6 protein-coding genes and 2 tRNA genes are annotated in these 9,437 nt (G+C 58.7%); 4 read left to right on the top strand and 4 right to left on the bottom strand.

What is annotated here, in order from left to right; all coding sequences use genetic code 11:
- Positions 1 to 28 precede the first annotated feature (28 nt).
- Both rlmB and rnr read right to left on the bottom strand, forming a co-directional pair.
- On the bottom strand, positions 29 to 781 hold the full coding sequence (gene rlmB / locus M5G17_RS10895) for a 23S rRNA (guanosine(2251)-2'-O)-methyltransferase RlmB (protein WP_273892917.1): 753 nt from the start codon (positions 779 to 781) through the stop codon (positions 29 to 31).
- Positions 778 to 3,369 carry a ribonuclease R gene (gene rnr, locus M5G17_RS10890; protein WP_273892916.1) on the bottom strand — a complete coding sequence of 864 codons (2,592 nt, stop codon included), beginning with the start codon at positions 3,367 to 3,369 and terminating at the stop codon, positions 778 to 780. Before rnr ends, rlmB begins: the two co-directional genes overlap by 4 nt.
- A gap of 266 nt (positions 3,370 to 3,635) precedes the next feature.
- Between rnr and M5G17_RS10885 the strand changes: the two genes are divergently transcribed.
- Positions 3,636 to 3,722, top strand: a tRNA-Leu gene (locus M5G17_RS10885).
- Positions 3,723 to 3,809: 87 nt separating this feature from the next.
- Positions 3,810 to 3,896 (top strand) — tRNA-Leu (locus M5G17_RS10880).
- A gap of 90 nt (positions 3,897 to 3,986) precedes the next feature.
- Here M5G17_RS10880 and M5G17_RS10875 read toward each other — a convergent pair.
- Positions 3,987 to 4,886, bottom strand: a complete 900-nt coding sequence (locus tag M5G17_RS10875) for a DMT family transporter (protein WP_273892915.1) — start codon at positions 4,884 to 4,886, stop codon at positions 3,987 to 3,989.
- Complete coding sequence (gene gntB / locus M5G17_RS10870; protein ID WP_273892914.1) at positions 4,876 to 5,850, bottom strand: guanitoxin biosynthesis L-arginine gamma (S) hydroxylase; 975 nt, start codon at positions 5,848 to 5,850, stop codon at positions 4,876 to 4,878. Before gntB ends, M5G17_RS10875 begins: the two co-directional genes overlap by 11 nt.
- A 997-nt stretch (positions 5,851 to 6,847) precedes the next feature.
- On the opposite strand from gntB, the gene M5G17_RS10865 reads away from it, so the two are divergent.
- Positions 6,848 to 7,861 (top strand): extracellular solute-binding protein, encoded by a 1,014-nt coding sequence (locus M5G17_RS10865; RefSeq protein WP_273892913.1) that lies wholly within the window; start codon positions 6,848 to 6,850, stop codon positions 7,859 to 7,861.
- The gene (locus tag M5G17_RS10860) at positions 7,861 to 9,429 is read left to right on the top strand and encodes an ABC transporter permease (RefSeq protein ID WP_273892912.1); all 1,569 of its coding nucleotides are present in this window, start codon (positions 7,861 to 7,863) and stop codon (positions 9,427 to 9,429) included. Before M5G17_RS10865 ends, M5G17_RS10860 begins: the two co-directional genes overlap by 1 nt.
- The last annotated feature ends 8 nt before the right edge of the window (positions 9,430 to 9,437 follow it).

Here is a 9,437-nt window from a genome sequence, read left to right as displayed (position 1 = left end):
ATACAAGCGGGCTTGCCCCGCGAATGCATCAAGGCTTGGCTTTGGCCTGGCGCTGACGAACGGCCTCGAACAGGCACACGCCCGTCGCCACCGATACGTTCAGACTGCTGACACTACCGGCCATCGGCAACTTGACCAGAAAATCACAGTGCTCGCGGGTCAAGCGGCGCATGCCCTTGCCTTCGGCGCCCATGATCAGGATGGTCGGCCCGGTCAGGTCCTGCTGATACAACTCCTGCTCAGCCTCACCTGCAGTGCCGACCACCCACAGACCGCGCTGCTGGAGTTTCTCCAGGGTCCGCGCCAGGTTGGTCACTGCCACCAGCGGGATAACTTCGGCCGCACCGCAGGCCACTTTGCGCACCGCCGGGGTCAGGGTCGCCGACTTATCCTTGGGCACCACCACCGCCAGGGCACCAGCGGCATCGGCGGTACGCAGGCAGGCGCCGAGGTTGTGCGGGTCGGTCACCCCGTCAAGTACCAGGATCAGCGGTGAGCCTTCAGTGCGATCGAGCAGCTCTTCGAGCATTGCCTCGCCCCAGACCTGGCTCGGACTGACTTCGGCCACCACGCCCTGATGCACACCTTCAACCCAGGCATCCATCTCGCGACGCTCGGCCTGACCAACTGCCACGCGATTCTGCGCGGCCAACTCCAGCAGCGCCTGCAGGCGCGGCTCGCTGCGCCCTTCGGACAACCAGATCTGCTTGACCCGCTTGGGGTGATGACGCAACAGGGCTTCCACGGCATGTACGCCGTAGATCTTTTCCAACTGACTCATGACTTGGCCTTGGGTTTACGTGACGCAGAGCCAGCTTTTGGTGGCCCTTTACGGTGCTTGCTCGGTTTTTCCGACTTGCCCGACTTGGCCGCAGGCTTGCCGCCTGCGTGCTTGGCATCGGACATCAAGGCCTTCTTCATCTCCCGGCTCTTGCGCACTTCGGCGTTTTTCGCCGCAGCATGGGACGGGAAATAGGCTTCGGCGGTTTCGTTCTTCTTGCTCCGGCGCGCAGGCTCTGCAGCCTTGGTCACTTCAGCCTTGTCGAGCACCGGTACCGGCTTGCCGTCTTGCGGACGCACGCCTTCACCACGCTGTTTGCGGCCAATCGGCGCCTTGAGGGTGTTCTCGGCCATCTCGAAATCGATCTTGCGCTGCTCCAGATCGACGCGCATCACCCGCACTTCGACGGTGTCGCCCAGGCGGAAGCTGCGCCCGGTACGCTCACCGGCCAGGCGGTGGTGCACAGGGTCGAAGTGATAGTAATCACCCGGCAAGGCACTGACATGGACCATGCCTTCGACGTAGATGTCGGTCAGTTCGACGAACAGGCCAAATCCGGTCACCGCAGTGATCACACCTGGGAAGCTCTCGCCGACGCGGTCTTTCATGTACTCGCACTTGAGCCAGTTGACCACGTCGCGGGTAGCCTCGTCGGCACGCCGCTCGCTCATCGAGCACTGCTCGCCGAGCTGTTCCAGGGTCGCCTCGTCGTACGGGTAGATGCGCGCCTTGGGGATGCTCATCGCACCGGCACGCTTGACGTGCGGGGTTTCCTGGCGCGAACGGATCACGCTGCGGATGGCCCGGTGGGTCAGCAGGTCCGGGTAGCGACGGATCGGCGAAGTGAAGTGGGTGTACGCCTCGTAGTTCAGGCCAAAGTGGCCGTTATTGTCGGCGCTGTACACCGCCTGGCTCAGGGAGCGCAGCATCACGGTCTGGATCAGGTGGAAATCCGGACGGTCGGCGATGCTCGCCAGCAGTGCCTGGTAATCCTTCGGCGACGGACCATCCTTGCCCTTGTGCAGGGACAGGCCCAGCTCACCGAGGAAAGCGCGCAGTTTTTCCAGGCGCTCCGGCGGCGGGCCGTCGTGAACACGGTACAGGGCAGGGATTTCGTGCTTTTTGAGGAACTCGGCGGTGGCCACGTTGGCGGCCAGCATGCACTCTTCGATCAGCTTGTGGGCGTCGTTGCGCACGGTCGGCCGGATTTCGGCGATCTTGCGCTCGGAACCGAAGATGATCCGGGTTTCCTGGGTTTCGAAGTCGATCGCGCCGCGGGTATGACGGGCCGCCAACAGCACCTTGTACAGCGCATAGAGCTGCTTGAGGTCCGGCACCACTTCGCTGTACTGCTCGCGCAGGGCCTTGCCCTCACGGGTACGGGCGTGTTCGAGCATGCTGCTGACCTTGTTGTAGGTCAGGCGCGCATGGGAGTGGATCACCGCTTCATAGAACTGGTAATCGACCATCTGCCCGGACTTGTTGATGGTCATTTCACAGACCATCGCCAAACGGTCGACGTGCGGGTTCAGCGAGCACAGGCCGTTGGACAGCTCTTCAGGGAGCATCGGCACCACGCGCTCGGGGAAGTACACCGAGTTGCCGCGTACCTGGGCTTCGGCATCCAGGGCAGAGCCCAGGCGCACATAGCTGGAAACGTCGGCAATGGCCACGTACAGGCGCCAGCCACCGGAGAACAGGCGCAATTTGCCAAGGCTCTCGCAGTACACCGCATCGTCGAAGTCGCGGGCATCTTCACCGTCGATGGTGACGAACGGCAGATGGCGCAGGTCGATGCGATGCTCTTTGTCTTTCTCTTCGACTTCCGGCTTGAGCTTGCGCGCTTCCTTGATCACGGCTTCTGGCCAGACATGCGGAATATCGTAGCTGCGCAGGGCAACGTCGATTTCCATGCCTGGGGCCATGTAGTTGCCGATTACTTCAGTGACATCGCCCTGGGGCTGGAAGCGCGGGGTCGGCCAATGGGTGATCTTGACCTCGACGAACTGACCTACTCGGGCACCGCCATTACGACCCGGGGTGATCAGCACTTCCTGCTGGACCTTGGGGTTGTCAGGGGTGACAAAGCCGATGCCGCCTTCTTCGAAGTAGCGGCCAACGATGCTTTCGTGAGCGCGGGAGATCACTTCGACCACCACGCCTTCACGGCGGCCACGGCGATCCAGGCCGGAAACCCGGGCCAGGGCGCGGTCGCCATCGAACACCAGGCGCATTTGCGCCGGGCTCAGGAACAGGTCGTCGCTGCCGTCATCCGGGACCAGGAAGCCGAAACCGTCGCGGTGGCCGGAAATGCGGCCAAGGATCAGGTCGAGCTTGTCTACCGGGGCATAGGTGCCACGCCGGGTATAGATCAGTTGGCCATCACGCTCCATCGCGCGCAGGCGGCGGCGCAGAGCTTCGATCTGGTCTTCGGTAGTCAGGCCGAACTCTTCGACCAACTGCTCGCGAGCAGCCGGCGAGCCGCGCTCGTCCAGGCGCTGGAGGATCAGCTCACGGCTAGGAATAGGGTTTTCGTATTTTTCCGCTTCACGAGCGGCCTCGGGATCGAGGGTCTGCCAATCGGCCATTAGGAGGGGTTCACCTTGTCTATATAAGGGTTAGTTTGGCATAGGCGTATTGAAACCGGAAATTTCAGGCTTGGACAGCCCTGTTACAGCCCCCTGGACGCTGCCAAAACCATCATAAGGAACAACGACTTGAATTTTTTAAGATTTTTTCTGAACGGGGGTTTACAGCCCCCAGGCGCATCCGTATAGTGCGCACCACAGCGACGGACACCGTCGTTATAGTTGAGAAGCGGCACGATGTGAAGCATCATGTTCCTCAGCGAAATGCCCAGATGGTGAAATTGGTAGACACGCCAGCTTCAGGTGCTGGTGACCTTACGGTCGTGGAAGTTCGAGTCTTCTTCTGGGCACCAATTTAAAATCTTAGAACAGCCTCTGGCTTCTGAGATTTACTGCGACACGCTACACTGTTTTTGCTACAAGCTACACCGCTTCATTTTGCCCAGATGGTGAAATTGGTAGACACGCCAGCTTCAGGTGCTGGTGACCTTACGGTCGTGGAAGTTCGAGTCTTCTTCTGGGCACCAATTCAGATCAAACCCGCGAAAGCGGGTTTTTTCGTTTCTGGCGTTTGAGTTTTCCACGCCAGCCAATCCAGGAAGCGACTGACCTCGACTTCACTCGCTCGAGGCGACTGGCGTTTTCCTGCTCAAGCAAATCAGCTCATTGGAAAAGCACAATCCGACGATGATCAGTGCTGCCCCCGCGTACAGGCTTTCTGGCGGCACTTCATTGAGCACCATGAACGCCAGCAACGCGGCGAACAATGGCTCGGTCAGCTCCAACGCCTGCACCTGAGATGGCTTGAGATACTCGATGGCCTTCGTGGTGCAAAAGAAGCCGAGGATGGTCGGCAGCGCTGCCAGTGCCAATAGCGCAGCAATTGCCATCAGCGACAGCTCACCGATCACGAAACCATCGGCCGCGGCAGGCATCAGCAAATACAGGCTTCCGAAGAACAGTAGCTGGCGGGTGAAGTGCAGCCCCCCGGACACCCCCATCCGCTTCATCGCGACTGAAAATGCCCCGTAGCCGCATCCGGCAATGGACGCGAGCGTAGCACCTTGCAGGGTGAACCCCTGCTGCAAATCTGCGCCGAAGATCACCGCAATCCCGGCAATGGCCAGTGTCGCGCCCACGGTTGCATTCGCGGTGATGGCATCCTTAAGGAACATTCGCCCAAGCAGGATTGACGAGATGGAAGCACTGGCCATCAGCACCACCACTACACCCGCCGCCGCATAATGCTGATAGGCCGAGGTCTCGAAATGGAACAATACGAAGATGCCGAGGAACGCGCAGATCGCCGCCTGGGCCCATTTGGCTGGCGTCGCCTGGCGCTTGAGAAACAGCAACAAGACCGACAGTAACAGGCAACCCAAGACAGTCTTGATAACCGCAACACTACTGGCTGTAAATCCATTGCTCATGAGCACTTTACTGAGCACACCGATGGTTGCGTTCAGCGCAGCAGCAGAGAGCGCAAAAAGGATGCCTTTTCTGAAGTTAGCTTGCATTTATGACGACCCCTGTCGCTGCTTTGTCGTTCGATAAAATTCCAGCCCACATCGACGGTACAAAATTCGAGGATACAAAAATCCCGCCAAACCCCGCATTCGCGGCAACATAGGCTGTGTCGCTCAACAGGATCCGGTGAGCTTTCTTGAGTTTCCAATAGGGAATGCCAGGAAACAGATGGTGTATCAGGTGAAAGTTCTCTCCATGCATGGCCGTGAAGAAGTGCTCAAGTGGATGACTGAAGCGGTTGCGTGTAGCCTGTAGATCGGTTTTAGCCTTAGCGACCATTGGATAATGCTCGGCAAGCTCAATGAACCAAGTTAAAGCTTGGAAAGTGGTGAGGTACGGCAACAGCCAATAGAGGAAGTAACCTTTTACACCTAACACTAGCGTCAAGCACAACGCGAGTAGCCCCTGGCAAACCAGCACTGAAAGTAATTCTCTTTTGTTGGGGCTGCGCATTAGCCGGTTGACCAACAGATACCTCAGGCTCTCCGGTGCGGTCAAGAAAAACATCGGTTTTATCAGGTATGCGAGCATGAATCTGAGCGTCGAACGCGCCTCGAACACCCCAGACTGTCGATAGTACCGGTAATCAGGATCACGATCTTGATCACCTAACTTGTGGTGGTGATCCACATTATGTGAGCGCTTGTAGCTAACCCAATTCTGGAAGATCAGGTAGCCGGAGCACCAAGTGCCGAGAAACTTCTCCAATCGTTTATTACGACAAAGAGCACCATGGGCCGCCTCATGTAGTAGCGTGGCCAACGCCCGCTGCCGTGAACCGATCAGCAGGATGGCCAAGGGCATTAGCCAGGGACTGACTTCTCCAAGATAAATTGCTAGACCGATCCAGAACAAATTTTGCAGAAGGGCGAGAGGGCCATGGTAGTTATCATACAGGTACAGCCTCTTGATTTGACCCTTGATTTCTTTTGAAAACTGGTGCCTAAGCAACATAGATACTCCTTTAATGCACACCCATGAAGATTTTAATTCTACGAACACCACTCCATATACTTAGAACCGACTCAAAAAATCATGAGCTGTATTGACCACAATAAACTCGCTGAAAACCACCAGCACTAGGACACCTGAATCAAGAGGCAGACGATCATCACTTGCAAACTCGACATGACGCCATCCAAGTTATTTTCGCCTTATCGAAAACAGAGAACACAGAAGCAAATCAGCGCACTATTCAATAAGATTGAATTTTGACTGGGTAGTTTTGCCTTGCAATTAGGCACTCCGCCCCGCACCATTCCGATACAACTGTCAGCCCTTTACCGAAACCACCAAAAAAATAGACCCTGACACCCACATATGTAACCGTCGTTCACCCTGATCAATATTCGCCCGCAATAAATGTTTGACTGCAATAAATGCTTGACTGCAAAAGCAATCCTGAACACCAAGTAAGACTATTACTCGATGGTAGAGCTCTGATGATGGCGCAACAATCCCGATCGCGCTGACAACATGGTGGGATAGTTCTGGGGGCGCATAAGGATTTTTCGTGAACCCGACTACGCTGCCTCGCCCCAAGCCAATTTTTTGTTAGTGATAAGCAACGTAGCGAATCGCCTGCAGCGACCTACTGACCAACCTAATCTTGCTCAACAAGCGCAATATCCCTGCCGGTATAGAACAGCGCCACTCGATGCCTTAGCAGTACCTCTTCTCTTTGTACCCTCAGCTCGGCGCGTTCACGATTTAGGCTGCTTCAGCATGTTGAATTAGCCGGTGCCGATCCTTGATTGAGAGGCGCCTGCTTCAACCTTCTCCAGCTGGGCAATTGAAAGGTTGTCGCCTGAAGAGCCAGCCATTGGAACGGCCCTCCTGGAAAGAACAAAAAGATAGCCTGCTCATGAATTTCCCCCCACAAGGCCATTTGAGAAGCAATATCGATTATCATTGTTTCCAGATATGTAGCCGCAAGCGAGGAAGTACCCGCATGACGTTCCGCAATAACCCCCTGTTGCGCGGCCTGGCCGTCTCTGTTCTTGCCATGCTGCTGGGCACCCCGGCCGCCATGGCCGCCGACCCCGTGGCACTGACCCTGTACAACGGTCAACACAAGGAAATCGGCGAAGCCATCGCCAAGGCCTACGAGGCCAAGACCGGCATCCGCATCAATATCCGCAAGGGCAGCAGCAACCAGCTGGCCAGCCAGATCATCGAAGAGGGTGATCGCTCCCCTGCCGATGTCATCTACACCGAAGAGTCGCCACCGCTGAACAACCTCGGCGAACTGGGCCTGCTGGCCAAGATCGATGACTCGACCCTGCAGGTTTTGCCCAAGGAATACGTCGCCAGCAATGGCACCTGGATGGGAGTGACTGCGCGCACCCGAGTAGTCGCCTTCAACCCCAAGGTGATCGACGAGAAAGACCTGCCGCCCTCGGTGATGGATTTCGCCGACCCCGAATGGGACGGCAAGATCGGATTCGTGCCAACCAGCGGTGCCTTCCAGGAACAGGCCGTGGCTATCCTCAAACTGCACGGCCGTGAAGCGGCCGAAGAGTGGCTGACCGGCCTCAAGGCCTTCGGCAAGACCTACACCAACAACATGGTGGCGCTCAAAGCCGTGGAGAACGGCGAAGTGGCTGCCGTGCTGGTGAACAACTACTACTGGTATGCCCTGAAGAAAGAGCGTGGCCAGCTGGATTCGAAACTCTACTACCTGGCCGACGGCGACGCTGGCGGCCTGGTGACCATCTCCAGCGCCGCAGCAGTAAAAGCCAGCAAACACCCCGAAGAAGCCCAGGCCCTGCTGGCCTGGATGGCCAGCGAAGAAGGCCAGCGGGTGATCACCCAGACCACTGCCGAGTACCCATTGCATAAAGGCATGGTCTCGGACCAGGGCCTGAAACCCTTCGAAGACCTGCGCCCACCGAAAATCACCCCGGCCGACCTGGGTAACGCCGAAGAAGCCCTGGAGCTTGAACGCGAAGTTGGCCTGCTGTAATGAGTGCAGCCCTGCCTGCGGCCACACTGGCCAGCCGTTACATACCCAAGCCCAAGCGCCCGTCGATCTGGGTGGTGCTGCCAGTACTGCTACTGGTCGGGCTGAGCCTGCTCCCCCTGCTGTATGTGGCCTTGAAAGCTTGGGAAGCGGGCTGGCGTGAAGCCCTGCACTTGCTGTGGCGCCCTTTCGTCTGGGGGCTACTGCGCAACACTTTGATGCTAATGGCCGGGGTGACCCTGGCCTGCATGGCCCTGGGCGTGTCCCTGGCCTGGCTGCTGGAGCGCAGTGACCTACCAGGGCGGCGCCTGTGGGGGGTGATCCTGTGCCTGCCGTTTGCCGTGCCAGCCTTTGTCAGCGGCTTTACCTGGGTATCGCTCAGCCCGCGCTTCGAAGGCCTGGGCGGCGCCATCCTGGTGATGAGCCTGTCCAAGTATCCACTGGTGTTCCTGCCGGTGGCGGCGACCCTGCGCAATCTCGACACCTCGCTGGAAGAGTCGGCGCGCACCCTGGGACAGACACGCTGGGGCGTGTTCTTTCGCATCACCTTGCCGCTGCTGTGGCCGTCGATCATCGGCGGCAGCCTGCTGATTGCCCTGCACATGCTGGTGGAGTTCGGCGCCCTGTCGATTCTCGGCCTGCAGACCTTCACCACGGCGATCTACCAGCAGTTTGAACTGGAGTTCAGCAACGCCAACGCCGCCATGCTTTCGGCAGTACTGCTGTTTATGTGCCTGTTGATGCTCTGGCTGGAACTGCGCGTACGCGGCAAGGCCCGGCATGTGCGGATTGGCCAGGGCGTGGCACGGCGCGGTGCGCCGATCCGCCTGCGCCGGTGGATGCCGATGGGCCAACTGTACTGCCTGATCCTGGCCCTGCTGGGCAGCGGCATTCCGCTGGGCATGCTCGGCTACTGGCTGAGCGTTGGCTCATCGGCAGCTTTTCCGGTTGCTGACATCAGCCGCGCCCTGTTCTCGTCGCTATCGCTATCACTGGGCGGCGCCGGCTTGAGCTTGTTGCTAGCCCTGCCGGTCAGCTTCCTGGTGGTGCGCTACAAAGGTCGCCTGGCGATCTGGGCCGAGCGTCTGCCGTACCTGCTGCATGCCCTGCCCGGCCTGGTGATTGCCCTGACCCTGGTGTACTTCGCCCTGCACTACGTACCGGCCCTGTACCAGACCACCGGCTTGTTGCTGCTGGCCTATGCCCTGCTGTTCCTGCCACTGGCCCAGGCGCCGGTGCGCACGGCACTGAACAAGGCTGCGCCGCAGCTTGAGGAAGCCGCACGCACGCTCGGTGCGACGCAGTTCAGCGCGTTCTGCCGGGTTACCCTGCCGATTATCTTCCCGGCCCTGGCCGCAGCCTTCGCGCTGGTGTTCCTGGATGCAATGAAGGAGCTGACAGCAACCCTGCTACTCAGCCCGACGGGCATGACCACCTTGGCGACCGAGGTGTGGGCGCATACCGCTAACGTCGAATTCGCGGCGGCGGCGCCCTATGCGGCGTTGTTGATTCTGGTCTCGGGGTTGCCGGTGTATCTGCTGACTACGCGGATGTATCTGAACCGCGCGTGATCGATTCT

The sequence above is a fragment of the Pseudomonas rubra genome (genome assembly GCF_028656935.1).
In the GTDB taxonomy this organism is placed as follows: Bacteria; Pseudomonadota; Gammaproteobacteria; order Pseudomonadales; family Pseudomonadaceae; genus Aquipseudomonas; species Aquipseudomonas rubra.
This window is presented reverse-complemented; position numbering and strand designations above follow the sequence as displayed.